Source organism: Moritella yayanosii, from assembly GCF_900465055.1.
In the GTDB taxonomy this organism is placed as follows: domain Bacteria; phylum Pseudomonadota; class Gammaproteobacteria; order Enterobacterales; family Moritellaceae; genus Moritella; species Moritella yayanosii.
In genome coordinates this window covers 3,813,931-3,840,780 of record NZ_LS483250.1, presented here as the reverse complement: position 1 = coordinate 3,840,780, position 26,850 = coordinate 3,813,931, and the positions used below count along the sequence as shown (strand labels likewise).

The 26,850-nt window shown below is 42.4% G+C and carries 23 protein-coding genes and 2 pseudogenes; 8 read left to right on the top strand and 17 right to left on the bottom strand.

The window, feature by feature from the left end; genetic code table 11:
• Window positions 1-42: 42 nt before the first annotated feature.
• The 5 genes from rbsK to rbsD all read right to left on the bottom strand — a co-directional run bounded on the left by rbsK (window position 43) and on the right by rbsD (window position 5,017).
• Entirely contained in the window at window positions 43-963 is a 921-nt protein-coding gene (rbsK, locus tag MORIYA_RS17850; protein WP_112717352.1) for a ribokinase, read from the bottom strand.
• 82 nt (window positions 964-1,045) lie between these two features.
• A complete protein-coding gene (gene rbsB / locus MORIYA_RS17845; RefSeq protein ID WP_112717350.1) occupies window positions 1,046-1,927 on the bottom strand; it encodes a ribose ABC transporter substrate-binding protein RbsB in 882 nt (293 codons plus the stop codon).
• Window positions 1,928-2,062: 135 nt separating this feature from the next.
• The gene (gene rbsC / locus MORIYA_RS17840; protein WP_112718669.1) at window positions 2,063-3,022 is read right to left on the bottom strand and encodes a ribose ABC transporter permease; all 960 of its coding nucleotides are present in this window, start codon (window positions 3,020-3,022) and stop codon (window positions 2,063-2,065) included.
• 53 nt (window positions 3,023-3,075) lie between these two features.
• Entirely contained in the window at window positions 3,076-4,581 is a 1,506-nt protein-coding gene (rbsA, locus tag MORIYA_RS17835; RefSeq protein WP_112717348.1) for a ribose ABC transporter ATP-binding protein RbsA, read from the bottom strand.
• 16 nt (window positions 4,582-4,597) lie between these two features.
• The gene (gene rbsD / locus MORIYA_RS17830; protein ID WP_112717346.1) at window positions 4,598-5,017 is read right to left on the bottom strand and encodes a D-ribose pyranase; all 420 of its coding nucleotides are present in this window, start codon (window positions 5,015-5,017) and stop codon (window positions 4,598-4,600) included.
• 503 nt (window positions 5,018-5,520) lie between these two features.
• On the opposite strand from rbsD, the gene MORIYA_RS17825 reads away from it, so the two are divergent.
• Window positions 5,521-5,985 carry a DUF1097 domain-containing protein gene (locus MORIYA_RS17825; protein ID WP_112717344.1) on the top strand — a complete coding sequence of 155 codons (465 nt, stop codon included), beginning with the start codon at window positions 5,521-5,523 and terminating at the stop codon, window positions 5,983-5,985.
• A gap of 94 nt (window positions 5,986-6,079) precedes the next feature.
• Here MORIYA_RS17825 and MORIYA_RS17820 read toward each other — a convergent pair.
• Window positions 6,080-6,807, bottom strand: a pseudogene (locus MORIYA_RS17820) (nucleoside-specific channel-forming Tsx family protein).
• A gap of 314 nt (window positions 6,808-7,121) precedes the next feature.
• Window positions 7,122-7,949 carry a nucleoside-specific channel-forming Tsx family protein gene (locus MORIYA_RS17815; protein WP_112717342.1) on the bottom strand — a complete coding sequence of 276 codons (828 nt, stop codon included), beginning with the start codon at window positions 7,947-7,949 and terminating at the stop codon, window positions 7,122-7,124.
• Between the two features lie 422 nt (window positions 7,950-8,371).
• Here MORIYA_RS17815 and MORIYA_RS21850 point away from each other — a divergent pair.
• Window positions 8,372-8,458: pseudogene (locus tag MORIYA_RS21850) on the top strand (hypothetical protein); the annotation flags it as partial.
• Window positions 8,459-8,578: 120 nt separating this feature from the next.
• On the opposite strand, the gene ushA reads toward MORIYA_RS21850, so the two are convergent.
• The 6 genes from ushA to MORIYA_RS17780 form a co-directional block, all read right to left on the bottom strand.
• Window positions 8,579-10,228 (bottom strand): bifunctional UDP-sugar hydrolase/5'-nucleotidase UshA, encoded by a 1,650-nt coding sequence (gene ushA, locus MORIYA_RS17805; RefSeq protein ID WP_112717340.1) that lies wholly within the window; start codon window positions 10,226-10,228, stop codon window positions 8,579-8,581.
• Between the two features lie 266 nt (window positions 10,229-10,494).
• A complete protein-coding gene (gene oppF, locus MORIYA_RS17800; RefSeq protein WP_112717338.1) occupies window positions 10,495-11,538 on the bottom strand; it encodes a murein tripeptide/oligopeptide ABC transporter ATP binding protein OppF in 1,044 nt (347 codons plus the stop codon).
• On the bottom strand, window positions 11,538-12,503 hold the full coding sequence (gene oppD / locus MORIYA_RS17795; protein WP_112717336.1) for an ABC transporter ATP-binding protein: 966 nt from the start codon (window positions 12,501-12,503) through the stop codon (window positions 11,538-11,540). The genes oppF and oppD overlap by 1 nt, the downstream gene beginning before the upstream one ends.
• A 21-nt stretch (window positions 12,504-12,524) precedes the next feature.
• Entirely contained in the window at window positions 12,525-13,427 is a 903-nt protein-coding gene (oppC, locus tag MORIYA_RS17790; protein ID WP_112717334.1) for an oligopeptide ABC transporter permease OppC, read from the bottom strand.
• Window positions 13,428-13,437: 10 nt separating this feature from the next.
• Window positions 13,438-14,358: an oligopeptide ABC transporter permease OppB gene (gene oppB / locus MORIYA_RS17785; RefSeq protein ID WP_112718667.1), complete on the bottom strand. Its 921-nt coding sequence runs from the start codon at window positions 14,356-14,358 to the stop codon at window positions 13,438-13,440.
• A gap of 80 nt (window positions 14,359-14,438) precedes the next feature.
• Window positions 14,439-16,070, bottom strand: coding sequence for an ABC transporter substrate-binding protein (locus tag MORIYA_RS17780; RefSeq protein ID WP_112717332.1), 1,632 nt, complete (start codon window positions 16,068-16,070; stop codon window positions 14,439-14,441).
• A gap of 456 nt (window positions 16,071-16,526) precedes the next feature.
• Here MORIYA_RS17780 and MORIYA_RS17775 point away from each other — a divergent pair, with 456 nt between their 5' ends.
• Together MORIYA_RS17775 and MORIYA_RS17770 are read left to right on the top strand one after the other, a co-directional pair.
• Entirely contained in the window at window positions 16,527-17,588 is a 1,062-nt protein-coding gene (locus MORIYA_RS17775) for an esterase/lipase family protein (RefSeq protein WP_162629290.1), read from the top strand.
• A gap of 67 nt (window positions 17,589-17,655) precedes the next feature.
• Window positions 17,656-18,618 carry a lipase secretion chaperone gene (locus tag MORIYA_RS17770; RefSeq protein ID WP_162629289.1) on the top strand — a complete coding sequence of 321 codons (963 nt, stop codon included), beginning with the start codon at window positions 17,656-17,658 and terminating at the stop codon, window positions 18,616-18,618.
• Window positions 18,619-18,768: 150 nt separating this feature from the next.
• Here the strand turns inward: MORIYA_RS17770 and MORIYA_RS17765 are convergent, their stop codons facing one another.
• Both MORIYA_RS17765 and pomA read right to left on the bottom strand, forming a co-directional pair.
• Window positions 18,769-19,686, bottom strand: coding sequence for a flagellar motor protein MotB (locus tag MORIYA_RS17765; RefSeq protein ID WP_112717326.1), 918 nt, complete (start codon window positions 19,684-19,686; stop codon window positions 18,769-18,771).
• A 27-nt stretch (window positions 19,687-19,713) separates the two neighbouring features.
• Window positions 19,714-20,478, bottom strand: coding sequence for a flagellar motor protein PomA (gene pomA / locus MORIYA_RS17760; protein ID WP_112717324.1), 765 nt, complete (start codon window positions 20,476-20,478; stop codon window positions 19,714-19,716).
• Window positions 20,479-20,661: 183 nt separating this feature from the next.
• On the opposite strand from pomA, the gene MORIYA_RS17755 reads away from it, so the two are divergent.
• The 4 genes from MORIYA_RS17755 (at window position 20,662) to MORIYA_RS17740 (ending at window position 25,086) form a co-directional block, all read left to right on the top strand.
• Window positions 20,662-20,907, top strand: a complete 246-nt coding sequence (locus MORIYA_RS17755; RefSeq protein ID WP_101063971.1) for an exodeoxyribonuclease VII small subunit — start codon at window positions 20,662-20,664, stop codon at window positions 20,905-20,907.
• Window positions 20,908-20,910: 3 nt separating this feature from the next.
• A complete protein-coding gene (gene ispA / locus MORIYA_RS17750) occupies window positions 20,911-21,801 on the top strand; it encodes a (2E,6E)-farnesyl diphosphate synthase (protein ID WP_112717322.1) in 891 nt (296 codons plus the stop codon).
• A 33-nt stretch (window positions 21,802-21,834) separates the two neighbouring features.
• Entirely contained in the window at window positions 21,835-23,700 is a 1,866-nt protein-coding gene (gene dxs, locus MORIYA_RS17745; protein ID WP_112717320.1) for a 1-deoxy-D-xylulose-5-phosphate synthase, read from the top strand.
• A 165-nt stretch (window positions 23,701-23,865) separates the two neighbouring features.
• Window positions 23,866-25,086, top strand: a complete 1,221-nt coding sequence (locus MORIYA_RS17740; protein ID WP_112717318.1) for a methyl-accepting chemotaxis protein — start codon at window positions 23,866-23,868, stop codon at window positions 25,084-25,086.
• A gap of 51 nt (window positions 25,087-25,137) precedes the next feature.
• On the opposite strand, the gene MORIYA_RS17735 is transcribed toward MORIYA_RS17740, so the two are convergent.
• Both MORIYA_RS17735 and thiL read right to left on the bottom strand, forming a co-directional pair.
• On the bottom strand, window positions 25,138-25,641 hold the full coding sequence (locus tag MORIYA_RS17735; protein ID WP_112717316.1) for a phosphatidylglycerophosphatase A family protein: 504 nt from the start codon (window positions 25,639-25,641) through the stop codon (window positions 25,138-25,140).
• The gene (gene thiL / locus MORIYA_RS17730; protein ID WP_112717314.1) at window positions 25,638-26,699 is read right to left on the bottom strand and encodes a thiamine-phosphate kinase; all 1,062 of its coding nucleotides are present in this window, start codon (window positions 26,697-26,699) and stop codon (window positions 25,638-25,640) included. The genes MORIYA_RS17735 and thiL overlap by 4 nt, the downstream gene beginning before the upstream one ends.
• Window positions 26,700-26,850: the final 151 nt, after the last annotated feature.

Below are 26,850 nucleotides of genomic sequence, written 5' to 3'. Positions count from 1 at the left end.
CTAATCTTGTCCATCATCGTTTATTGTGAAAATAAGGTATTGTTAATTTTGTAACGCTAAAAATGCATCCACTTCCGCTTTCGTTGGTATCGATGTTTGAGCACCAACACGGGTTACTGAGATGGCCGCGGCAGCATGGGCAAAACGGATCGCGTCATCGAGTACTAATCCTGCTTGTAACCCTGCAAGTAAACCACCATTAAAGGTATCACCTGCAGCCGTGGTATCAACCGCGTCAACACGGAAACCTTTTACTTGCTTACCAGTGCCAGCCTTGCTGATCCATACGCCTTGGCTACCTAACGTGATCATCACCTCGCTGATACCTTTAGCATGTAATGCATTAGCGGCTACTTGCGCTGACGCCATGTCAGTCACTTTAATACCCGTTAATAATTCTGCTTCGGTTTCGTTGGGGGTGATCAAATCAACAACAGCTAATAGTTCATCACTTAATGGCTGTGCAGGCGCCGGATTTAATACCACACGCGTACCCGCTTGATTCGCTATTTTAGCCGCTTGCGTAATCGTTGCAATCGGCGTTTCTAATTGCATTAACAGTGTATCCGCTTGCTCAATTAATTTGCTATGTGGTGCGAGGCGTTCTGGCGTTAAGCAGGCATTGGCTTCTGCCGAAATACAAATGCTGTTTTCACCGGTTGCCGCCACTTGGATCATCGCGATCCCTGTCGGGGTATCTTGTTCCACCATCACGGCTTGGGTATTGATACCATCACGACCAAACTCGGTGATCATATTAGCACCAAAACTGTCATCACCCACACAAGCGATAAACGCAATATCTGCGCCTAAACGTGCAGCGGCAACGGCCTGATTAGCCCCTTTACCACCGGGGATCACAGCATAACTATGCCCGAGTAAGGTTTCGCCTGGACGCGGAAAAGAAGCAACTTGTAAAACATGATCAGCGTTAACGCTACCTAACACAACTAATTTATTCATAAACAAGCCTTAATACTTTGTAACTGGAGAGAATAAAATAAAAAGTAAGGGAATAACGGTTAACGCTATTCCCTTCCGAACATTATGACTTAGTAATAACTTGTAGTGGTACCGCGATGTTTTTCTCTACAGGCAGACCTTTAAGTACTCTGTCCGCAGTTTCAACACCAAGTGCACCAATTAACGCAGGTTGTTGTGCAATTGTCGCGCCTAAGATACCGCGATTAACGGCAGCAATACCGTCTTTAGTACCATCAAAGCCAACGATTAATACGTCTTTACCGGATGCTTGAACGGCACGTAATGCACCTAATGCCATTTCATCATTTTGCGCGAATACAGCTTGTACGTCTGGGTTAGCAGCAAGCATGTTTTCCATTACGTTAAGACCTTTAGTACGATCAAAATCAGCGGGTTGACTCGCAAGCAGATTCATTTTATTTTTTCCAACCGCGTTCATGAAACCTTGACCACGTTCACGTGCTGCAGAAGTACCCGCGATACCTTCTAGTTGGATCACTTTTGCGTTAGCGCCAATGGTGTCACTGATATATTGGCCGGCCATTTCGCCACCAGCAACGTTATCAGACGCAATGTGGCTCACTACTTTACCGCGACTCGCCCCACGGTCTAATGTGATCACTGGAATATTAGCGCGGTTGGCCATACGGATCGCATTCGATACTGCATCGGAATCGGTTGGGTTGATTAAGATTGCTTTGACGCCACGCACGGTCAAATCTTCAATGTTCGCTAATTCTTTACTTGGATCGTTTTGTGAATCCAGCACAATTAACTTATAACCTAAGGTTTTCGCTTTCGCTTCTGCACCTTCTTTCATGGTGACAAAGAAAGGGTTGTTTAGCGTCGACACCACCATTGCAATCGTATCTTGCGCCATCACGGTTGCACTGAAAGATACTGACACGACAGCGGCAGAGATCAAGGTTGCTAATTTTTTCATTACATATACCTTCTTACGTTAATTCTGCTGCCTCAGATAGGGTATTGAGGTTCACAGGTTGTTTATTACGACTATTTATCGCTAGTTTTATTGTTGTTATGCTTCTCTTGCTTACTTCTTTATTTCTTTATTTCTTTATTTCTTTTTCGTTTCAACTAATACTGCCAGTAAGATCACCACAGCTTTAGCAATCATTTGGAAGTATGAAGATACATCCAATAGATTTAATGCGTTGTTGAGGAAGCCGATAATTAATGCACCGATCAGCGTACCCATAATTCGACCTCTACCACCCGCAAGACTGGTACCGCCAACGACGACTGCTGCAATCGCATCTAACTCATACCCCATCCCCGCGGTTGGTTGCGCAGATGAGAGTCGCGAGGTCACAATCAGACCAGCGAGTGCAGCCAGTAAACCACAGATTGCATAAACACCAATCTTCACTTTATCGACGTTAATACCCGATAAACGTGTCGCCGCTTCGTTACCACCAAGGGCATAAACATAACGACCAAAACGCGTATGATTAAGTAAGTACCATACCGAAGCAAACACAATAACCATTATCCAGACTGGTACTGGCACACCTAATAAATAACCCGTACCGATCCATGAGAAACTATCGGCAACATCCGTAAAACCGGTTGAAATTGGACGACCGTCGGTATATACCATGGTCACACCACGCAATAAGGTCATGGTCACCAGCGTCGCAATAAAGGCTTGAACCTTACCTATGGCAATAATAATACCGCTCATTGCACCTAATGCAGCCCCCGCAAATAATGCCACAGGTACGGCTATCATCACTGACACTTCCATTGATATTAAGGTCGCAGCAAAGGCACCACAGAGGGCTAATACCGAACCAACACCTAAATCAATACCACCGGTTAAGATCACTAAGGTCATGCCCACAGCAATGATCGCACTCACCGATGTTTGACGTAATATGTTTAAAATATTGCCCGTAGTGAAAAAGTACGGGTTTAAAAAAGACACCACCACAATCAGAAAAATTAAGGCAATTAATGATTTTTGTTCAAACAACCATTCTTTCGTGAAAAATTTTCGGGTTAAAGTTTTCGTCATAACATCACCGGTCACATTATTATTAGAATTGTTATTCACTGTTTGGTTCTGGCTCATAGCCCTGCCTCATTGATTTTTTTGCCAACGGCACACGCCATTAGTTTTTCTTGGCTCGCATGTTCAGCCATAAATTCACCGCTGATACGGCCTTCGTGCATCACTAAAATGCGGTCACTCATGCCCAATACTTCTGGCATTTCTGACGACACTAGGATAATACTCATGCCTTCGGCTTTAAATTGATTGATTAACTGGTAGATTTCTTTTTTAGCACCAACATCAACACCGCGGGTGGGCTCATCTAAAATAAGAACTTTAGGGCGGGTCATTAACCCTTTGGCAATCGCTACTTTCTGCTGGTTACCACCAGATAAGTTGCCAATCATCTGATCGCGACTTGGGGTTTTAATATTAAATTGGCGCATAAAATCTTCGACGGCTGTCGCTTCTTTCGCGTGATCTAATTGCACACCTTTAGACAGATAATCTAATGCGCACAAAGACATATTTTCTTTTACCGACAAACCAAGGACGAGCCCATCACCTTTACGATCTTCAGAAATGTAGGCAATACCATTGGCCAAGCCGTCGCGAGGGGTTACTGGACTAACAAGCTTACCGTCTAAGATCACATCACCCGATTCACGCGGTAATGCCCCATAAATAGCTTTCATTAATTCAGTACGGCCAGCACCCATTAACCCCGAGATACCTAATATTTCACCATGGTCTAAGGTGAAACTGACATTGTGCACACCCGGTGCCACAATATTTTCAACTGCCATGCAGATCGTGCCATGCGTCGCAGCAATACGTGGGTAAATTTCATCTAAACGACGGCCCACCATTTTCTCAATTAAGCCATCTTCATCGATGTCCGTCACCGCAATTTCGGCAATAAATTGGCCATCACGCAGTACGGTAATATCATCACAGATCTCGAAGATCTCTTTTAAACGGTGCGAGATATAAACGATACCGCAACCATCATTGCGCAGTTCGTTAATCACTTTAAATAATGATTTAGTTTCACTTTCTGTCAAGGCATCGGTCGGTTCATCCATCACAATCACTTGAGATTGAAATGACAGCGCTTTGGCAATTTCAACCATTTGCTGTTCACCTAAACTGAGCTCACCCAGTAACTGACGCGAACTGTGCTTTACATTTAAACGCTGTAGCAATATATCCGCATCACGATACATCTCTGCCCATTTAATACCGCCAAACGCATTGGTTTTTTCACGGCCTAAATAGATATTTTCAGCAATCGTTAACTCAGGGATCAAGTTTAGTTCTTGATGAATAATACTAATGCCCATCTCTTGCGAATGACGCGGACCATCAAAACTAACATCACTACCTTGATAGTTAATATTACCTTTGTCCATGGGATAGATACCCGTAAGTACCTTCATCAGCGTCGACTTACCGGCACCATTTTCGCCCAGTAATGCCATTACTTTACCTGGGTATACATTCAAACAAGCATTATCCAGTGCTTTCACACCCGGAAATGATTTTTCGATACCACTGAGTTTTAAAATTGCTTGCCTCATGTCAGTTCCTACCTTATTAAAACACCACGCCAGATTGGAAGATCACATTGGCATAAGGTGTACATTCACCCGTGCGCACAACGGCTTTGCTCTGCTGCGTTCTTTGCTTAAAATCTTCATGGCTAAGATAGGTGATTGCAATGGTTTTACTTGTTAGTTGTTCTTCATTGGCGATCACATCAAGTAAGGCGGTATGTAACTCGGGGCTCACCGTAGCAAACTCTTCCGCTAATACGATGCCTTCAATTTGCATCTCGCCAAGAATCGCTGTAACCGTGTCGATGAATGTCGGCACACCCGGAATTAGCGCAAGATCGATACGCTGCGTTGAATCAGGAACCGGTAAACCCGCATCACAAATGGTGATCTCGTTGGTATGGCCAAGTGTTGCAACTAAATAGGATAAGTCTGCGTTGATAAGTGCATTTTTCTTCATGGGTCACGCCTTACAAGGTGAATATAGCTAAATCAAAATTGTGCAATGGCGAGTATGTTAACGCCATCGAAACGTTTGCGCAAACGTTTCGATGGGTTGAATATAGCTAAAAATAAGGATAATTCTAGTCCTGAAGTATAAAAATGCGAGTTAGATCTAAGAACGAGTGAAATTTCTTTCATTTGAAATAGTGAGGTTGTTTTTACGAAGAAAAACGCTTATATCGAAAGTAATAGAGCAGATTTAATGAAAAAAAAATACAATAACACGGATAAAATGCGGTTCTATTCTTACAACATAAATGATTGAATTTTAAGCACCGCTATTAACATGGATAAATCACAGCAAATAACATGGATAAATCACCGTAAATAACATTCCACTGAGTATTTTATTGAAATGTAGATTTTAATATCGTAATTACGACATACTTCATGGTTTTATTCTTACTTTTACTGTAATTTAATTACTAAAATTATTAGTATATATATTAGAGTTAAAACATGAAAGATCGTTACCAAGTGGCAATTTCCGCAGGTCTACTTGCTGCACTGTGGTGTGGTATAGCCGATACGTTTCATTTGGTTACCTGGATAGGGTTTTTAGGCTGCAGCACTTATTTTGCACAACCAAAAACCGGATTTCAGGGAGTATTAATGACTTGGTTCACAACGCTGTCTGGAGTGTTCTGGGCCTGGTTAGCTATCACCGGCAGTGGTTTTGTCGATACGCCGTTGCTAGGTTACTTACTCACTGGCATTGTGACCAGCGCCATGTGCTTGCAAGCCAGCTATGCCAAACTGGCATTTATTCCCGGTGCCTTTATCGGCTGTTGCATTACCTTTGCCATGGCTGGTGATGTTATACCTATTATACTGCCGCTGCTACTGGGTGCGCTACTCGGTTACGCGATGACACAGTTAACAGCTTGGTTTGTTCGTTTTAAAACCACCCCGCAGCACGCCTGAGCTACACGTTGCAAATCAACCCGTTTGCTCAATATCCAACGCTGCAAAGAGAGTCAGATGATCACTGGCTCTTTAAGCATAACCAAACGTAAACCTAAAATTTATAAGTCGCCGCAAAGTAATGAGAAAAACCGGTAGACTCTAACCCGAGTACACCTGCGCCATCTTTGACCGTATATACATCATTATAAAATTTAATCCCATACCCCAATGCATAACGATCTGAGTGCCAATAAATTCCGTTAAACATTACCCCTCCGTTATCAGTAGTCGGTACAAATGCGGTACTATCTGCATCCGCAGCAAATTGATAATCAATATAACCCTGATACGCGATGAAACTAGTACTGCCAAAATGGACAAACGGTTTAAACCAGTTCATCGAGAACTGAAAACCATTCCAATCTTTGATATTAATGTTATAAAGACCGTAAAGATTCATACCCACTTTTCCAAACCAAGGCACCATGACATCAGAGCCGATGCCCCAAAAAGAGTTGTTAACATCACCACCAATTTCACCGCCCCCCCAATTAAATAAAGTGGCAACATAAACTTCTTGTACCGGACCAAAAGACAGATCCTTACCTGTCATTGCATCTAAAGAAAAACGCGGTGAAAACTTCAGGAACATCTTACTCGAATCACTGGATTTATCAGAACTGCTATCATCCGATGAGCCTAGATTGAATACATCAAGTTCGCCTGCATCCACTTGTAATCTCCCTTATGAATATTTTCAGAATAATCAGAAGCCAAAGCACCACAGGATAATGCAGCAAGGGTGGTGGCAGAGAAGACTAAAATTTGAATATTGTTCATCGTTAACTCCATTGTGATGATATGCAAGAGTTTAGATCAGCAAATTCAGTGCAGCTAAATCTAAGTTTATTGAGCTAAATGTAATAAACCTATAATTATAGATCAAGCGATGTAAATGGCTGTAAGCAGCTTAATATGTTGTAAATATGAAGGAGGATTATTGTATATTACAAGAGAATAGAAATTAAAAATAAAGCGAAGTGGAGATAACATTACAGAAATAGATGACCGATAAGGTATTGAAAGGATTAACGAGGTGGGTATTTGGAGCCACGCTAACCGTGACTCCACAAACTTATTCTAAAATTAGGTTTTTAGAATTTGTAAGTTGCAGCGAAGTAATGGCCGAAACCTGAAGATGCGAAATCACTGCTATCTTTGATACCGTAGATATCGTTATACGCTTTTAGACCATAACCTACAGAATAACGCTCTGAATGCCAGTAGATACCATTGAACATAGCACCACCGCTGCTAACACCGCCAGCACTTGTATCCATACCAAATTGATAATCAATATAACCTTGATAAGAAATGAAGCTACCGTTATCAAAGTTAACGAAAGGCTTGAACCAGTTCATCGAGAATTGGTAACCGTTCCAATCTTTATTGTTAACTTCATACAGGCCATAAAGATTCATACCAACTTTACCTAACCAAGGTACCATTACATCAGAACCTAGACCGAAAAATGCATTGTTTACATCACCAGTACCATCTTTGTTAAATGCACCGCCACCCCAGTTAAATAACGTAGCAATATATACTTCTTGTACTGGACCAAAAGATAGATCTTGTCCAGTCATGCCATCAAGCGAGAAACGTGGAGCAAGCTTCATATAAAGTTTGCTTGCACCATCTTTTTTATCTGAATCGCTAGAATCAGAACCCAAAAGATTAAATACGTCAACATAACCATATAAGTCAACAACCCCTGAACGGCCGCCGAATTCCATTTCTAAGTAGTTATGTTTTAAGTTATCTTCACCACTTGGTTTTTCATTTATCGCATACATTAAGTTGAACTGTGACCATTTGTAATCATTCTTGTGGATATCATCAGAATAATCAGCCGCGAACGCGTTGCAAGAGATAACAGCGAGAGTTGTTGCAGCTAAAGCTGCATTTCTAATATTTTTCATCATTACTTCCATTTTATGGTGCACAGCTCTGTATGAGTCAGCGCTATTTTTATGTTGCGAGTTTATCGCAATTAAAAAAAAGTTCAATAATGATGGCGATAAATTAGAGTTAAAATACCAGAAATGTGATGTAGTACTAACTTCCAAGCAAGTGCGCATTAATAATATTTTCACTTTAAATAACACTGATCGCTAGTTGTTCATCTTATCCATTAGTGATTAGGCAGAATATGAACAAAATATCTTAGCCCTGTCGCACGCCTGCTTGGTAAGGGCATAAGTCACGGTTTTACAAGTAAATATCAACAGGGTTACACTGACTTCCTCCACCTGCGCCCTACCGACATTTCAATGAATAGTGCTCGTTTTATAACGGCGGCACACTTGTAGCTGAAGACAATTGGAACCTAACTAAAAACTATACTTGGGAACCTAGAGACGCAGTGAAAAGTGATGTTGCCCGGATGATGTTTTATATGGATGTACGAGAGAGGGTTAGTGGGATTTAATACGACTCTTCACGTTTATTTATAGTTGGATAATACAACAAGCCATGACTGTTTATCACCATGGCTGTTAATTTTACATTTTGTATAAGCCGAGCTATTTAGCAAGGCTGTATACGAGTCTTAGTTGTAAACCATTTCATTTTTTGGCTCAAAATCGGCGACGTTGATCGGTGAGTTGGCTTCGATGTACTCTTTCAGTACTTCTGCATCTACATAGCCAGTGTTAACAAACGCTGCGTGTGCAGTGATGTTTGGATAACCGTCACCGCCCGCCGCATTAAACGATGGAATAGTGAAGCGATAGGTTTTGTTCAGGTCAATCGCATTCCCGGCAATCACCACATTAGATACCTGGCCGTTTGCCACTGTCATCGAAATACCGGCGAATTGTGCGAACGCACCTGAGTCTTTGGTCTTCGTGCCGACTACATTTAGGTAGTCCATCATTTCAGCACCAGACATATCTACATAAGTCACGATGTTGCCAAATGGCTGTACGGTTAGTACGTCTTTATAGGTGATTACGCCTTCCTCGATTGACGCACGTACACCCCCTGAATTCATGACACCGAAGTCTGCTTTGGCACGTTGCATGTGTGCTGTTGCGATCAAACGACCAAGGTTAGTTTGGTTGTTACGTACAACGTTACGTTCACCTTGTAATAGACCATCAGACTGACCAATCTTGATACTTAATGCAGCTTGGCCTTTTTCTTGGAACGGTTTTAGTTTGGCGAATACAGCGGGATCTTGGGCGATCTCATCTTGAATAAGAACACGCACTTTTTTACCGTTAACGTTGATTTTTTTCTTTAAGTTAATTGGAATAAGCTTGTATGACTGCAGTGTGAACTCACCATTGATAAAGGTGTAATCCGCACGACCTACGTATTTACCCCACTCATGGGCTTGCACGATAGTCGTGCCGTTTTGAACGTCTGGTGCACAGTCATCACCTGGCTTAAAGTCAGCGTATTCAGCGCCTTCCATACACACAGGCTCTTGTGAGTGACCACCGATAATCACGTCTAGATCACCTTCGTTAAGGTAACGAGCCAATTGTACATCACCCGGTGCATTGGAGCCGTTGTCACCGTTAAGATAATGGCCCATGTGCGTTGCCGCGATGATGATGTCTGGGTTTTCAGTTTTTTTCAATTCCGCGATTAATTTTTTCGCTTCCACTTTTGGATCGCGGAATTCTAATTCACCGATAAACTCAGGATTACCAATCTTGGCTGTATCTTCAGTGGTTAGGCCGATAACCGCAATTTTGATACCGTCTTTGTTAAAGATCTTGTAAGCGTCAAACATGCGCTTGCCATCTTTATAGATATTGGCAGAGATGAAGGGGAAGTTTGCCCAGCCTTCTTGTTTCGCAAGTACGTCAAGCGTGTTATCAAATTCATGATTACCTAATGTCATCGCATCGTAACCGATCATGTTCATGCCGATGAAATCGGGTTCTGCATCTTGCAGATCGGATTCCGGTACACCGGTATTAATATCACCACCCGATAACAGCAGTACCGAACCGCCTTCGGCTTTAACCTCGGCGCGAATGTTTTTAATCAGTGTGGCACGTGCAGCCATACCGCGTTCACCATATTTATTTTGCCAGAAATTACCGTGGTTATCATTGGTGTGTAAGATAGTGATGCTGTATTCTTTATCTTGTTTCCACTCATGCTGAGGCTGTTGGTCAGCTGTACCGCAACCTGTGGCGATAGCAATCGTTAACGCAGAGAGCGCTATATTTTTAAGTTTCATAAAATTGTCCGATTAATCAGGGATGTTAGGAAAATAAAGCCTCTATTAAAAATAACAGGCTTTATGTTGGATAATACTATTAAATTCACAAGCTTAGAACCAGTAGCGAGCGTTAACGTAACCTCGCGCATAAAGTGCAGCCTAATACCGGGCATTATCGAGGAGACATTCAAAAATAAGCAAAAAAATACCTATCAACGCTTAGCTGACAGGTATTAGATGTTATGACTATTTTATTTTGTACTCAGACTGTTATAACGAATAAATTAAGCCACCAACAAACAAGACACTGCATGTGCTTCATCGCCGGTTAACGTAGGCTTGGTCTCGGCACAACTCGCTTTCGCCACCGGGCAACGGGTACGGAATACACAGCCTGATGGCGGATTTAACGGTGACGGTAAGTCACCTTCCAGCATTTCAATTTTTTTCTGCCGCTCAAGTATCGGATCAGGAATAGGCACGGCCGACATCAGTGCTTTGGTATACGGATGTTTTGGCTCTGCAAACAAGGCCTTTGTCTCACCCACTTCGACAACATTACCCAGATACATCACCAATACCCGATCTGAAATGTGTTTCACAATCGATAAATCATGGGCGATAAAAATCAGGCTTAAACCCAGTTCTTTCTGCAGTGATTGTAATAAGTTCACCACCTGTGCTTGAATCGATACATCCAATGCCGATACTGGTTCATCACAAATAATCATCTTAGGTTTTAAGATAAGAGCACGGGCAATACCAATACGTTGACACTGCCCCCCCGAAAACTCATGCGGATAACGGTTAATCACGTTTGGTAGTAAACCTACCTTGGTCATCATATCCTTCACCTGCTCTTTCACTTCCACTTTAGATAACTGTGGAAAGAAAGTACGTAGTGGCTCAGCAATAATATCACCCACTGTCATACGTGGATTGAGTGACGCTAGCGGATCTTGGAAAATCATTTGAATCTCTTTGCGCTTTTCACGCATTTCCTTGTACGGTAACCGCGTTAGATCTTGACCTAACCAAACCACACTACCGGCCACGGCAGGCACCAGCCCAATTAAGGCGCGGGCAAACGTCGATTTACCACAACCCGATTCCCCGACGATACCTAGCGTTTCACCTTCGTATAACTTGATACTGACACCGTCCACGGCTTTAAGCTTGCTCGGCTTCGCCCAAGGCCATAACGACTTCGACGGGATATCAAACTGCACCTTCAGATCATTCACTTCTAATAGCAGTTTTTTGTCGGCGACTCTATTTTTCTTTGCCGCTTTTCCAGCAGCAGCTTCTTGCTTTACTACATCAGTCATTACCATGTCCCCTGGTCTGAGAAGCAGGCACGTAAACGATCGCCAGCAAACGGGATTAATTGCGGTTGTTCTTGTTGACAGTGTGCTTGTACACGATGACAACGATCTTGATAGGCACAACCTTTTGGCAATGCTAACAAGTTCGGTGGATTACCCGGAATAGTCGGTAACACATCATGTTCGGTATCTAAACGTGGAATAGACTTCAGCAACCCTTCGGTATAAGGGTGGCTTGGAGTATAGAAGATGTCATTTACCTTGCCATACTCCATGGTACGACCCGCATACATCACCAATACCTTGTCACAACTGCCCGCCACTACCCCTAAATCATGCGTGATCATAATAATCGCAGTATTAAACTGCGCTTTTAATTCATTCAACAGCTGCATGATCTGCGCTTGAATGGTGACGTCTAATGCCGTTGTCGGTTCATCTGCAATCAGCAGTTTAGGACGACATAACAATGCCATCGCGATCATCACACGCTGACGCATCCCCCCCGAAAATTCATGGGGATACATATTAATACGAGCGCGAGCATCCGGAATTTTCACCGCATCTAGCATAAATACTGATTCTTCAAAGGCCTCTTTGCGTGACATGCCTTTATGATGAGTGAGTACTTCCATCATCTGTTCACTGACCTTCATGTAAGGATTCAATGAGGTCATCGGATCTTGGAATATCATCGCAATCTGTTCTGCTCGAACATGATTTAATTCTTTTTCTGGTAGGTTTAAAATCTCTCGACCTTCAAATTTAGCACTGCCCGAAATAATGCCATTCTTTGCTAATAGTCCCATGATAGCAAATACAGTTTGTGATTTACCGGAACCAGACTCACCCACAATACCCAAGGTTTCACCCGGTTCCAGTGAGAAATTCAAATCATTAACCGCAGTTACAGTGCCGTCTGGGGTGGTGAACTCGACTCTAAGGTCTTTTACATCTAATAAACTCATCATGCTTCCTTAATCTTATTCTTATCGGTCTTTTGGATCTAATGCGTCACGAAGACCATCACCCACATAGTTAAAGCAGAACAGTGTGACTACCATGAACAGCGCAGGAAAACCTAATTGCCAAATTGCTATTTCCATCGTTTGTGCACCTTCTTGCAATAACGCTCCCCAACTGGTCATCGGCTCTTGCACGCCTAAGCCGAGGAAGCTAAGAAAAGATTCAGTTAAAATCATACTTGGAATAAGTAACGTTGAATAAACGGCGACGATACCTAATACGTTCGGTACAATATGGCGGGTAATAATGCCCCACTTGCTAACACCACAAACATGCGCCGCTTCGATAAACTCTTTACCGCGTAAACTTAAGGTTTGACCACGGACAATACGTGCCATGTCTAACCACGCAATGGCCCCAATCGCCACAAAGATTAAGATAATGTCACGACCAAAGAAGGTCACTAACACAATGACCAAGAACATGAATGGAATGGCGTAAAGGATCTCAAGGATACGCATCATCACCCGGTCAGTTTTACCACCGATAAAGCCCGATGCAGCGCCGTACAAGGTGCCAATAAGCACAGCAACGAATGCGCCCATCACACCAACCATCATCGAAATACGACCACCGATAAAGGTACGTACTAATAAATCACGCCCTAAACTGTCAGTACCAAACCAATGTTCTGCCGAAGGAGCCTGATGCATCGCATACCAATCGGTATCATCAAACGCATATTGACTTAACATAGGGACGAAGATCACTGACAGTATGATCAAAAATAAAATGAATAAACTCACCATCGCAGCTTTATTACGCATAAAACGAATACGCGCATCCTGCCATAAACTGCGGCCTTCGATCTCTAAATTTGTCGAGAAGTTGGTTAGTACTTCTACTTTGTCTGTTTTAGATAACATAACGAGTCCCTTAGTAGCGAATTTTCGGATCAATATACGCAAGTAGAATATCCACTACTGCATTGAATAAGATAAACAAGAATCCGATCAGGATAGTGATGCCCATAACCAAGGAATAATCTCGGTTAAATGCCGCGTTAACAAATAGCTTACCAATACCCGGTAAACCAAAAATAGTTTCAATAACAACCGAACCAGTAATGATACCCACGAAAGCAGGTCCCATGTAGGAAACGACTGGCAGCATCGCCGGTTTCAATGCGTGTTTCATGACAATATATGGAAAGCTCAGCCCTTTCGAACGCGCAGTACGAATAAAGTTACTGTTCAGGGTTTCAATCATGCTACCGCGGGTAATACGCGCGAAAGTAGCAACATATAACATCGACATACCCAACACAGGTAATACCATGTATTTAAACGAGCCATCTAACCAACCACCCGCAGGGAACCAGCCAAGATCAATAGAGAAAAGATAAATAAGGCCAGGCGCGAGTACAAAGGAAGGCAGAACCACCCCGATCATCGCGGTGGACATAATACTGTAGTCTAACCAGGTATTTTGCCGTAATGCGGCGATCGTACCAACGAAAACACCGAATATCAGTGCGAATACAAAAGCGAACGCGCCGATTTTTGCTGATACCGGTAATGCCGAAGCAACCAGTTCATTCACGGTAAAATCTTTGTATTTAAAAGAAGGACCCAAGTCACCTTGAATAACGTTGGTAAGGTAAGTGAGGTATTGCTCAAGCACGGGTTTATCCAGACCGTACTTAGCATTAATATTGGCCATCACTTGTGGCGGCAGCGTTCTTTCACTTGAAAATGGACTCCCAGGGGCGAAACGCATAAGGAAAAAAGACACGGTGATCAATACCAGCATAGTGGGTATTGCTTCTAGAATTCGTTTTAAGATGAACTTAAACATAATCAACTCAATTTTTGATAATATAACGATGAGAAAAGACTGCATGCGTTATTCTGCATGCAGTTTAGTATGGAAAACTATTACTCAGCGATGATGTACATATCTTTAGAATAAAGTTGATCTTGGGCGTTATTTACTGCGTATCCACCCACATGCGGGTTAACTAGGCGCGCGGTAACATACTGATAGATAGGGGCAATTGGCATATCTTTAGCTAACAATGCTTCTTGAGCATAATATAGCGCTTGTCGTTTCGCTTCAGAAGTTGCTTTAACAGCCGCTTTTGTTAGCTTGTCGTATTCAGCACTCTTATAATGGATACCACCAGAAGTATTGCTGCCTTCCATTAATGACGTAAAGGTAGATGCTTCATTATAATCACCACACCAACCAGCACGACTCGCTTCAAAATCACCCTGTTTCTTGGTTTCTAGGTAGGTTTTCCACTCTTGGTTTTCGAGGGTTACCGAGACACCTAAAGTCTTCTTCCACATAGATGCAATTGCGACCGCAATTTTCTTGTGGTTTTCAGACGTGTTGTATAACAAGCTGAATTCTAGCGGATTGGATTTGTTGTAACCCGCGTCAGCTAACAGCTCTTTCGCTTTAGCATTACGCTCTTTTTGCGTCAGTTTGCCATAAGCAGGCATTTCAGGACTGAAGTCGGCAACGATTTCAGGGGTTAAGAAGTAAGCGGGTTTTTGACCTTGACCCAAAATAGCGTTGGCGATAATGTTACGATCAATAGAGTAAGAAATCGCTTTACGTACACGCACATCGTCAAATGGTGGTTTATGGGTATTGAAGTTATAGTAATAAGTACACAAGTTACCTTTGATCGCTACCGATTCTGCATGTTCTTTCTGAAGGCGACGGAAATGTTCGTTGGGTAGCTCATTGGTAATATCAATTTCGCCCGATAAGAACCGGTTCATTTCAGAAACTTGGTTTTCAATCGGCAAATAAGTCACTTTATTTAATACTGTATTCGCGTTGTCCCAGTATTGTTCATTACGAACCAGTACTAGGCGTTCGTTAACGACCCATTTGTTAACGACAAATGCACCGTTACCGACGAAGTTTTCAGGTTTCGTCCATTTATCACCAAATTTTTCAACGGTTGCTTTATGTACTGGCTTCATCGTGGTGTGAGCCATCATCTTCACGAAATAAGGGACCGCATTTTCAAGTGTTACTTCAAATGTGTAGGCATCGATGGCTTTAACACCTAAAGTAGATTTGTCTTTGTTACCGGCAATGATATCAGAAGCATTAATCATGGTAGTCATGTCTAGATACCATGAGTACGGTGAAGCCGTCATAGGATCAACTGCACGTTGGAAGCTATACACAAAATCATCAGCCGTTACAGCATCGCCATTTGACCATTTTGCATCCTTACGCAGGTAGAAAGTAAACACTTTATTATCTTGCGTTTCCCAACGCTCAGCCACACCCGGAATGGTAATACCATTCGCATCTTGATTTACCAGACCTTCAAGTAAATCACGCAGTACATGAGATTCAGGTACACCCTCCACTTTTTGCGGATCTAAAGACGCAACTTCAGTGCCGTTACCACGCACCAGTTCTTGGATTTTGGCAAGCTTAACACCGGCTGGGACTTCAGCAGCAGTAGCCGTTAACGCCGTAGCGGCAAACACAAGACCTGCGCCTAATAATAATGCTTGGGTGATTTTATTTTTTAACATGTACAAACTCCAGTACGAAAATTACATCCATGACCTTTAAATTTGTTTAAAATTTAAATTTTAGTTACATTAAAATATCAAACATCTCTAAAGGAGTAGTCTTCACCATAGCAATTAATTCATTTAATTGCTATATATTCTAAACTATCATCAATTATCAACCGTTAATACCTAGAATACGACAATACATGAGATTTAGTATCTAAATGTGACGCTAATATACTGAATAATCCCACATTGGAATATATGCTCAATAATATGGTAGTACTAATACTTATCGCTGAGTACTAACCTGCTGAATCAATGATTAAAACAGACGTTAATGTGAGAGGATTCACGTTTTCGGTTTGTTTCGAAAACGAACGTCAACAACTATTGACAACCTCCAAAATGAACTTATATGCTCAACAAACCAATCGAGACAACCTGTCGCATTGGCTTACTGAGGATAAAAAAATGAAATGGAACTTCAAACAATTAGCACTTGCAACCGCTATCTCAAGCACGCTGTTAATGACTACACAAGCGAATGCGGGTTGGTTTGATAAACCTGAGCCTACCTTTGCAAAAACCCAATATCCGATTGTGATGGTGGGTGGTGCGTTTGCATTTGACAGTGCCATGGGCATTGATTATTGGTACGGCATTACCGATGCGCTACGCGAACAAGGTGCCGAAGTATATGTGACAAACCTGTCGAGTGCAGAACTTAATGAAGTACGTGGCGAAGAATTGGTTTACGATATCGAGCAAATTTTAGCATTCACAGGGGCCGACAAAGTCAACCTTATCGCCCACAGTCAAGGTGCGCTGGCTTCACGTTTTGCAGCAAATGACGAACGCCTAACCGATCGCATTGCATCGGTATCAACCTCTCATGCAATGAATAAAGGCACGCACTTTTCTGAAGGGTTCAGAGATACCGTTGAAGAAGGCAGTACCATTGAAAAACTCGGCGTACCACTCATTAACGTTGTATTTAACACCCTCGAATTATTGTCTGCTAACAAAGATGCAGATGACGGTGATTATGATAGTCCGGCACGTGGTAAACAGGATTTATTACGCCTTGCCCAAGCGACCGACCGTGACAAAGTAGCACAATACGCAGCCGATTATACCGATATGGCGGTGATGCCGAGTCAGGACTGTATGACCATTAATAACGGTGAACAGGGCGAAGTAGACCCGGCATTCTATGGCCAGACGGAATCAAATGGCATTAAATTTTTCTCTTGGGGTGGTAACCAATACAGTACTAATATCCTGGATCCTCTTGATTCCATGTTAATCCCCATATTTGGACTGTTTGTACCTGAATACAAAGAAGAAGGTGGTTTTCAATGGGATGGTTTAGTACCGGTTTGTGGTCAAGCGATTGGTAAAGTCATCAAACTTGATTATAACGCTAATCATTTTGATGCGATTAATCAGTTAATGGGATTAGGCAGTTGGAAATTAAACATTCCAGCCATTTACACCAAACATGCCAATATGCTTGCACAGCAAGGTTTGTAACGGCTATTTATTTTCACAGGCCAAAGCTTAAATGAGCGCTGTTTTGGTCTTTTATCAGGGTGAAATAATGCATAACATCAAAAAATCAGCGGCTATTATCAGCCTCTTTATGATCAGTGCCAGCGGGATCTACTTGTCTGATAATAAAAAGGCTGATAACAAATTGTCTGGCGACAATTCATTGAGCGGTAAACCCACACACCATATAACCGACCATATTATCGAACCCGAGCAGCAAGCAAGCTTCACATCATCAATGATATTACGTAAAAAAACCAATACCACAGTCACCGAAATAGTGCCGTTGGCTAACATTAACATGCCAAAATCACTGCATAATACTGACCCAAGTAGCTTGATCCACACAGATGGTGATAACCAGCTGCTCTTAAATCATGATATCAAAGTATTATTTGATTATTTTTTTAGTTCTGATGGTGACTTAAGCCCTGAAGAACTGCTAATCAGCATGCAACAATATATTCAGCAGGCTTACCCACCACCCGCGGCGCAGCAAGCGTTAATGTTATTAGCTAAGTACGTAGATTATAAGCAACAGATGCAAGATTTTCATGCGCAGAACTCGGTACTGCAAGATTTACCCAAGCTGGAAACCCTGAACTATAATGACAGTAATACAGATAGGAGTGATACCTTACAAACCGTTGAAACATTAATGCAAGATCGTCAGGACATGCGAGAAAAAATATTCTCGAGAGCAGAAACGGATGCCATGTTTGGTCCGGAAATTAATTATGATCGATATATGCTAACAATAGCAAAACTCGATGCTGACTTATCACCGACAGAACGTCAACAACAAATAGCACAAACAGCCGAGCAGTACCTCAGTGAAGCGCAGCGAAAAGCGCGTAAGCAAACGTTTATATTGCAAAATTCACCGCCTAATTTTCGCATTGACGGTAATGGCGAATGCCAAGGCAATAACCAAGATTTCAGCACCCAGCAAATTAGCGCATTATGCGATTTAGCCCGAAAAAGGCTGGCGCGCAATGTAGCAAATAGCTGAGACAGATGATTGAACGGGTTTGTCGCGCAAACAAAAGGCTCACCACATGATATTATCAATGTCGATGAGCCTTGTTATTATGACTTAAATAAAGTGATACCCAAATGACGTCAAGCTGCTCTATCAGAGACTAGCTTAGGTATACGTGAACTAGTTATCAGTCATCACACTTATCGGTGCTGATAATTTCGCTTTACCCTGCATTATGCTAATTTCAACACGGCGGTTACGGCGTAATTCATTTTCGTCATCGGTTAGCGGTTGGGTATCTGCCATGCCTTGCACAATTAAGCGGTTCTCATTAAACTCTTTAACCTTTAACATCTCATGGGCAACAGAAACGGCACGTTGGCTCGACAAATCCCATTTCGACCGATAAAGCTCAGAATATAACTTTTCTTTACCGGTATGGCCCGCAACTGTAATAATCCCCGGTATCGTCGCTAATAACTGGGCTATTTTTTGGATAACGGGACGAAAACGCGGTTGTAAAAATGCTGATCCCGAAGGGAATGAGCCCTTTTCATTAATGCGAATAATGATTTGCTGGCCCAAATTTTCCACTTCAACACCACCACTGTCTATTTCTGCTTTTAATGCTTCAGCTAACGCTTTAATTAACTCACTAATATCGTCCGTCACTTCGACATTTTGTGTTGGGGTATTATCACGTGTGGAGGTTGCTGGTGATTTACCGCCATTACTGTCGTCTTCGCGTTTATTCTTACCACCGGCATTTTGATCTTCACCATCTTTAAAATCTAACTCAGCTTCGCTGTTATCAATGGTGTGCTGCATTATCGTTTCAATCGGCGTCGGATCAGGTCGACCAGGGCGAAACTCTTGCGCGATAACAGTTGTACCCTTAGGAATATCTTTTACCTCAATCTGATTTTGTACACCAAAAGCATGCTGCATCGAACCCGCGATTTGCTTAAACTTAACCACGTCCATTTCAGAAAATGATAGTAATAATATAAAAAAGCACATTAACAGGCTCATTAAATCGGCAAATGTTGCCATCCACGCGGGAAGCCCCGGAGGTGGGCAATCACATTCATCAGACATAGGTTATCTCTCTACTTATTCAGCTAACTAAACGTCAGTATCTGAAATTGCACGTTTTGATGAATGAAGGTAATTCTTTAATAAGCTTTCGATTACTCTTGGGTTTCGACCTTCTTGGATAGCTAAGATTGCATCCATAATCAGGGTATTGTTCAGCATTTCTTCTTCTGAACGCAATTTCAATTTACCGGCAATTGGGATCGCGATCATATTCGCAAACACAGCGCCATATAAGGTGGTTAACAAAGCAACCGCCATGGCCGGTCCAATTGATTTGGGATCATCCATGTTTGATAGCATCGCCACTAAACCAATCAAGGTACCAATCATGCCCATTGCAGGGGCAACTTCACCAATCATACTAAATACGTGGATTCCGGCTTTATGACGAGCAGTGGTCAGCTTAATGTCTTTTTGTAAGGTCTGACTGACCACAGTGGCATCGTGGCCATCGACTAATAAATCGATGCCTTTTTGCATAAATGCGTTACTTACTTCTGCTTCTTCAAGGGCTAAAAAACCGCCTTTACGTGCGGCATCAGCCATCTCCACCGCTTGTTCGATTAAATCTTCAGGTTTGTCTATTTTGAACATAAATGCTTTTACTGCAATTTTAGACGCAGCCAAAAACTGACCAAAATTAAAATGCATCAGCACCACAAATAACGAGCCTATAAACACAATCAATATCGATTGCGTATCTATAAACATACTAATTTCGCCGCCCAACACCATGGCCATAATAATAAACGCAAAAGAGCCAATCAATCCTATTAAAGTCGCTAAATCCACAACATTCCCCATTTCAAGCAAATAATCACATTTATCATATTTATCATATTCCCCGATATATCGGCAAGCAAACAAAATTCTTAAGCAATCTTGCTTTGCTTATCACCGTCATCTCACAGATAAGCTGTATATACCCAAATAACTTGGGTATAATAACCGAGTATATTATCAGAGGGACACCCGATGGCAGTAAAAAAACCAGAAAATATGACGTTCGAGGCGTCAATTGCAGAATTAGAAACAATTGTGAACAGCTTAGAGCAAGGTGATTGCGAACTTGATAATGCGTTAAAGCAATTTGAACGCGGTATTAGTTTAACACGCGCAAGTTCGCAAAAGCTGCAACATGCTGAACAACAAGTAGCAATTTTACTCGCTAACGGTGATCAGCAAACGCTTGCTCCCTTCAACTCTGACAGTAGTAATTAAATAGTGCAGCTTTCAAACTCGATCACCCAATATCAGGGTCGTATCAATGACTATTTGCAGCAGCAAATAAACTTGCTACCAACACATGACACCCAACTTGCCGCAGCAATGGAATATGGTCTATTACAGGGCGGGAAACGTATTCGCCCAGTGATCGTTTATGCCGTAGGTGACATGCTCGGTGTGAGCCTGCGCAACCTTGATGGCCCCGCCGCCGCAATCGAATCAATTCATGCATATTCATTAATTCATGATGATTTACCGGCGATGGATGATGACAATTTACGCCGCGGTCAGCCAACTTGTCACATTAAATTTGATCATGCTACCGCTATCTTGGCGGGTGATGCTCTGCAACCTTTTGCGTTTGAAATACTACTCGATTGTGCGCTTGCGCCAGCAGCCGAAAAAAATCGTTTAGCCATGTTGAAATCACTCACCCAAGCCAGTGGCTATCGCGGAATGTGTGGTGGTCAAGCAATGGATTTAGCCGCGACCGATAAACAGATCTCGCTGACCCAACTTGAAACTATCCACAATAATAAAACCGGTGCATTAATCAATTGCGCAGCTAAACTGGGGTGCCTGGCATCACCCCATTGTTCGGTTGAATTATTAGCCTCTCTGGATCAATGGTCAAATGCCATTGGTTTAGCATTCCAAGTACAAGATGACATTCTCGATATAATCAGTGATACTGAAACGCTCGGTAAACCTCAAGGCTCAGATGTTGAATTAAATAAATCAACATACCCGGCATTACTCGGTTTAGCTGGGGCACGAGACAAAGCCCAGGCCCTGTATCAACAAGCGATATTCGCCTTAGAAACAATTCCGCATGATACGACCTCTCTCGCTTTATTTACGCAGTACATCATCGAGCGAAATAAGTAACTAATTCTAACAAAGTATAAAATTATAACCATTATGAGCTTAGATATTTCGAATTACCCTACATTAGCATTGGCGGACATCCCTGAAGAATTGCGTCAATTACCAGCAGATCGTCTGGATGACTTATGCGATGAACTGCGTAGTTATTTATTACACACAGTCGGTAAAAGTGGCGGTCACTTTGCTTCAGGTTTAGGCGTGGTTGAATTAACCGTTGCCCTGCATTATGTCTATAATACCCCATACGACAAATTGTTATGGGATGTGGGTCATCAAGCCTACCCGCACAAAATTTTAACCGGTCGTCGTGATCGTATGTCTACGATCCGCCAGAAAGGCGGGTTACACCCGTTCCCTTGGCGTGATGAAAGTGAATATGACCACCTCAGTGTCGGTCATTCATCGACCTCAATCAGCGCGGCACTTGGACTTGCGGTTGCCGCCGACCAAGAAGATAAAAACCGTAAAACGGTCGCCATTATTGGTGATGGCGCCATTACTGGTGGTATGGCATTTGAAGCGTTAAACCATGCTGGCCATATCGACAAAGACGTACTGGTTATTTTAAATGATAACGATATGTCTATTTCAGCAAACGTTGGTGCGGTAAACAAACACTTAGCAAAATTATTGTCGGGTGTTGCTTACTCAAGTTTCCGTGAAAACGGTAAAAAAGTACTCTCAGGTATTCCGCCAATTAAAGAACTTGCGCGGCGCGCTGAAGAGCACTTAAAAGGCATGGTCGTACCAAGCACATTATTCGAAGAGTTCGGTTTTAACTATATCGGTCCAATTGACGGTCATGATGTCAATGGCTTGGTGGCCACACTGCGTAATATGCGCAACCTTAAAGGCCCGCAGTTCTTACATGTGATCACCAAAAAAGGCAAAGGTTATGCACCTGCCGAGCAAGATCAGCTGGGTTATCACGCGGTGCCTAAATTCAACCCCGAAGAAGATACATTACCGGTAGCGGCTCCATCAAAACCAACCTTTTCCAATATATTTGGTAATTGGTTATGTGACGTAGCAGCAACCGATAAGAAACTTGCTGCAGTGACACCCGCAATGGGCGCAGGTTCGGGTATGATCAAGTTCTCTGAAACTTATCCCAAGCAATATTTTGATGTCGCGATTGCCGAACAGCACTGTGTGACGTTCGCTGCGGGTCTGGCCATTGGTGGTCATAAACCTGTGGTGGCTATCTACTCTACGTTTTTACAACGTGGTTATGATCAGCTGATCCACGATGTGGCCATTCAGGATATCCCAGTATTATTTGCTATTGATCGTGCTGGTCTAGTGGGGGCAGATGGTCAAACTCACCAAGGTGCGTTTGATATTAGCTTTATGCGCTGTATTCCTAAAATGGTGATCATGACACCAAGTGACGAAAATGAATGTCGTCAAATGCTACATACAGGTTACCAGTATAATGGCCCTGCCGCAGTACGTTACCCACGTGGTAGTGGTACTGGCATCGACGTTGAGCAAGCATTTACTGAATTTGAAATTGGTAAAGGTATCGTTCGTCGTCAAGGTGAGAAAGTCGCGATCTTATGTTTCGGTACTTTAATGCATAACGCGATGCCAGCAGCTGAACGTTTAAATGCAACGGTTGTGGATATGCGCTTTGCGAAACCATTAGATGAAGCATTGTTAACTGAGATGGCGAATAGCCATGATATCTTAGTCACTATCGAAGATGGCGCGATCATGGGTGGTGCCGGTTCTGGTGTGAATGAGTATCTGATGGCGAATAAGTTGATGACACCGACATTAAACTTAGGCCTGCCAGATAAGTTTATTCATCAGGGTACCCAAGATGAGATCTATGCTGAATTAGGTTTAGATGATGTCGGTATTGAAGCGAGTATAAAAACTTTCATTACATTATAACCCCCCACATCATATCTCACCCTAAGTCTTGTATAAAGGGTGGGCTATGCATGTAAATAAACTCGTTCAGTCCACACTTCCTAAAATAGAGTAATTACTTTATTTATTTTTCAGTTGATAATATAATCCATATAAATACCAATTTAGAGTTATGGAGTTATAAAGATGCGCATACGTACTAAAATTAAATATAGAATAATGATTGGCACTCTTATTGCTATCGCCCTCACCGCCATAATTACCATATCACTCAGTTATCAGATGACAACTGACATTATAGGTCATAATACAGCTCAAATAGACCAACTCAATGCAATGTTAACCAAGATACTCTTTATCACCATCGCAGTGGGTATTTGCCTCCTTCTTATTGCTTGGTACTTTGTTGGTGTATTCTTCAGTCCAATCCAACAAGTGACTGATTCATTACTACAATTTACCCAAGGTAACGGTAATCTGTCATTACGTTTAGAAGAGAATGATTACGATGAAGCAGGCGAATTAGCCATAGCATTCAACAAGTTCATTCATAAAATACAAAATCTTATTAATGACGTAGCAAGGTCGAGTAGTGAATTACATATCGATATTGACACCGTTAAAACCTTAAGCCAAAACAGTGCTAAAAATGTAGAAGAACAACGCACACGCACACTACAAGTTGTTACCGCTATCGAACAAATAACGGTAACAATTACAGAGATAGCAAGCAATGCTAATGATGTTTCAATATCGACCGCGGCGGGCTATCAAGAAACGCAGCAAGGCCAACAAGTAGTTCACAACAGCATCAATACGATGCAGCAACTTGCTGTCGAAATTGAAGATGCCAGTAGTGTGATTAATAGCTTAGCGCAAAGTAGCAAGGAAATAGGATCAATCCTTGAAGTAATTAAAGGTATTTCTGAGCAGACCAATTTGCTGGCCTTAAATGCAGCAATCGAAGCTGCACGCGCCGGAGAACAGGGGCGCGGATTTGCCGTTGTCGCAGATGAAGTACGCACGCTGGCACAACGCACCAATGAATCGACGAATCAAATTCAAAAAATGATCACTCAACTGCAGAACAATTCAGCAGAAGCTGTAAATGCCATCGACCGTGGCAGTAAACGCAGTGATGACAGTATTAAATCCATTTCTGATACGGGTGAACATCTTAACCTTATCACTGAAAATATGACTACTATTTCTGATTTAAGTACGTTAGTAGCGACGGCGACTGAAGAACAATCCGTTGTCATCAGTGAGATAAACCAAAATGTCATCGATATTAACGATATTAGTGATAAAACAGCCCAAGATAGTCAAGCTACGGCTGCTGCTTGTGAGCGATTACAACAATCATCACTCCATTTAGAACGACTTATCTCTCAATTTGAGAGTTAGTCCATGATTATCAAAGGCGTACATGCAGCTCAATACTACTTATGGTCTCAATTACAGCATTAAGTACGAAAGCAGCTGAACACCTAACAAAGCAAAGATACCCGCCAGTACATCATCAATCATGATACCAAAACCACCGTGGGTATTTTTATCTAACCAACCAATCGGTCCTGGTTTCACAATGTCAAAAAATCGAAATAGCGCAAAGCCTAAGATCACCCACATCCAGCCTTGCGGAGCGGCAATCATGGTAATGCCATAACCGGCTATTTCATCCCAAACAATGGCACCGTGATCATGCACGCCCATGGCTTTACTGGCACTTGCGCAAATATATACCCCAATCACTGACGCCAACGCAACAATAGCAATGTACTGCCATAAGCCCAACTCGAAGACGCTCGTCATCAGCAAATATAGTGGAATAGCCACAAGCGTGCCCATCGTGCCTGGCGCTTTTGGCAACAAACCACTACCAAACCCAACCGCCGCTAAATGCACGGGATTCGCATAGTTTAATTTTTGTAGTTCTGGCGATAAAAAATCTTTTTTCATTGGAAGTGGTCCCATCCTTGTAAAACGAGCGGCGTTAATTGCTTATCATAAAAATAGTTAATTTGTTGTTGTGTCGGTTGCTCTATTTGTTTAGGTTGATCAGCCGCCACACTGACTATCTCACCAATATGCGTATAAGGTAAATCATGCTCAGCCATTACTTCGTCTAATTGCGTTTTATGCTCTGCTGCTACGGTAAATAGTAATTCATAATCATCACCACCAGCAAGTGCATACTGTGGCCATCGTGCTTTACTTACATAAGTTTGCAATGCGGTTGATAGCGGTAATGCCGAGAGTTCAATATTTGCCGATAGCGCCATACCACACACACGACTTGATGCGTTAAGTATATGTTTTAAATCTGACGCTAGCCCATCAGAGAGATCGATACAGCTGCTGGCAATACCTACCAAGGCTTGACCGGTGCTGACTCGCGCAGTCGGACGCTGATGACGCGCGATAAGAAAATCTTTATCGTTAGCCATTAATGCTGCTTCATGGGTGTTTTCAGAGATACCGTTATCAGGGTTATTGGCATCGATAAGTAATTTTAACCCTGCCGCGGCATCACCAATGGTGCCACTGCAATAAATCAAATCACCGGCTTTGGCACCGTGCCTTGGCAGCGCTTTACCTTGTTCAACAAAACCTTGTAAGGTGAGCGTCAACGTCATATTACCTTTGGTGGTATCGCCACCGATAAGGCTGACACCATAACGCTGTAATTGCTGATGTAAGCGTTCACTAAATGCACTTAACCATTCAGTATCAAAACTCGGTAGGGTTAATGCTAATGAGGCCCAAGCGGGTTGCCCGCCCATTGCCGCTATATCACTGATGTTCACGGCGACAAGCTTATGTGCTACATCCGCGGGGTTAGCATCACCAAGAAAGTGAATACCGCTGACCATGGTATCTGTGGTCACCACAAGTTGCTTGCCCGCTGGCACAGACAAGATGGCACAGTCATCACCGATCCCAGTGATGACATCGTCACGTAGAACCGATTTATTCGTAAAATATTGTCCAATTAAATCAAACTCGCCTGTTGCCATAGTACTGCTGTTTCCATTCTTATATCCAAACTAGTCTTTGATATCGCATCTTGAAATAACTTGGGTATCGGTTGCCATTAATCTTGCTATTGTACTTTTAATTAAGGTCAAATTGTATTGTTAATTAAGGCCTCATTATATTGTTATTAAT

What these genes read in the sequence shown, in the direction of transcription:
- MORIYA_RS17775 (WP_162629290.1), top strand. Translation starts at nt 16,527, where the DNA reads ATGAAATGGAACTTCAAACAATTAGCACTTGCAACCGCTATCTCAAGC.
- MORIYA_RS17735 (WP_112717316.1), bottom strand. Translation starts at nt 25,641, where the DNA reads ATGAAAAAAGATTTTTTATCGCCAGAACTACAAAAATTAAACTATGCG.
- oppD (WP_112717336.1), bottom strand. Translation starts at nt 12,503, where the DNA reads ATGAGTTTATTAGATGTAAAAGACCTTAGAGTCGAGTTCACCACCCCA.
- MORIYA_RS17740 (WP_112717318.1), top strand. Translation starts at nt 23,866, where the DNA reads ATGCGCATACGTACTAAAATTAAATATAGAATAATGATTGGCACTCTT.
- rbsA (WP_112717348.1), bottom strand. Translation starts at nt 4,581, where the DNA reads ATGAGGCAAGCAATTTTAAAACTCAGTGGTATCGAAAAATCATTTCCG.
- MORIYA_RS17770 (WP_162629289.1), top strand. Translation starts at nt 17,656, where the DNA reads ATGCATAACATCAAAAAATCAGCGGCTATTATCAGCCTCTTTATGATC.
- MORIYA_RS17815 (WP_112717342.1), bottom strand. Translation starts at nt 7,949, where the DNA reads ATGAAAAATATTAGAAATGCAGCTTTAGCTGCAACAACTCTCGCTGTT.
- MORIYA_RS17765 (WP_112717326.1), bottom strand. Translation starts at nt 19,686, where the DNA reads ATGTCTGATGAATGTGATTGCCCACCTCCGGGGCTTCCCGCGTGGATG.
- oppC (WP_112717334.1), bottom strand. Translation starts at nt 13,427, where the DNA reads ATGTTATCTAAAACAGACAAAGTAGAAGTACTAACCAACTTCTCGACA.
- oppF (WP_112717338.1), bottom strand. Translation starts at nt 11,538, where the DNA reads ATGACTGATGTAGTAAAGCAAGAAGCTGCTGCTGGAAAAGCGGCAAAG.
- rbsK (WP_112717352.1), bottom strand. Translation starts at nt 963, where the DNA reads ATGAATAAATTAGTTGTGTTAGGTAGCGTTAACGCTGATCATGTTTTA.
- dxs (WP_112717320.1), top strand. Translation starts at nt 21,835, where the DNA reads ATGAGCTTAGATATTTCGAATTACCCTACATTAGCATTGGCGGACATC.
- rbsB (WP_112717350.1), bottom strand. Translation starts at nt 1,927, where the DNA reads ATGAAAAAATTAGCAACCTTGATCTCTGCCGCTGTCGTGTCAGTATCT.
- oppB (WP_112718667.1), bottom strand. Translation starts at nt 14,358, where the DNA reads ATGTTTAAGTTCATCTTAAAACGAATTCTAGAAGCAATACCCACTATG.
- MORIYA_RS17780 (WP_112717332.1), bottom strand. Translation starts at nt 16,070, where the DNA reads ATGTTAAAAAATAAAATCACCCAAGCATTATTATTAGGCGCAGGTCTT.
- ushA (WP_112717340.1), bottom strand. Translation starts at nt 10,228, where the DNA reads ATGAAACTTAAAAATATAGCGCTCTCTGCGTTAACGATTGCTATCGCC.
- MORIYA_RS17755 (WP_101063971.1), top strand. Translation starts at nt 20,662, where the DNA reads ATGGCAGTAAAAAAACCAGAAAATATGACGTTCGAGGCGTCAATTGCA.
- MORIYA_RS17825 (WP_112717344.1), top strand. Translation starts at nt 5,521, where the DNA reads ATGAAAGATCGTTACCAAGTGGCAATTTCCGCAGGTCTACTTGCTGCA.
- rbsD (WP_112717346.1), bottom strand. Translation starts at nt 5,017, where the DNA reads ATGAAGAAAAATGCACTTATCAACGCAGACTTATCCTATTTAGTTGCA.
- thiL (WP_112717314.1), bottom strand. Translation starts at nt 26,699, where the DNA reads ATGGCAACAGGCGAGTTTGATTTAATTGGACAATATTTTACGAATAAA.
- rbsC (WP_112718669.1), bottom strand. Translation starts at nt 3,022, where the DNA reads ATGACGAAAACTTTAACCCGAAAATTTTTCACGAAAGAATGGTTGTTT.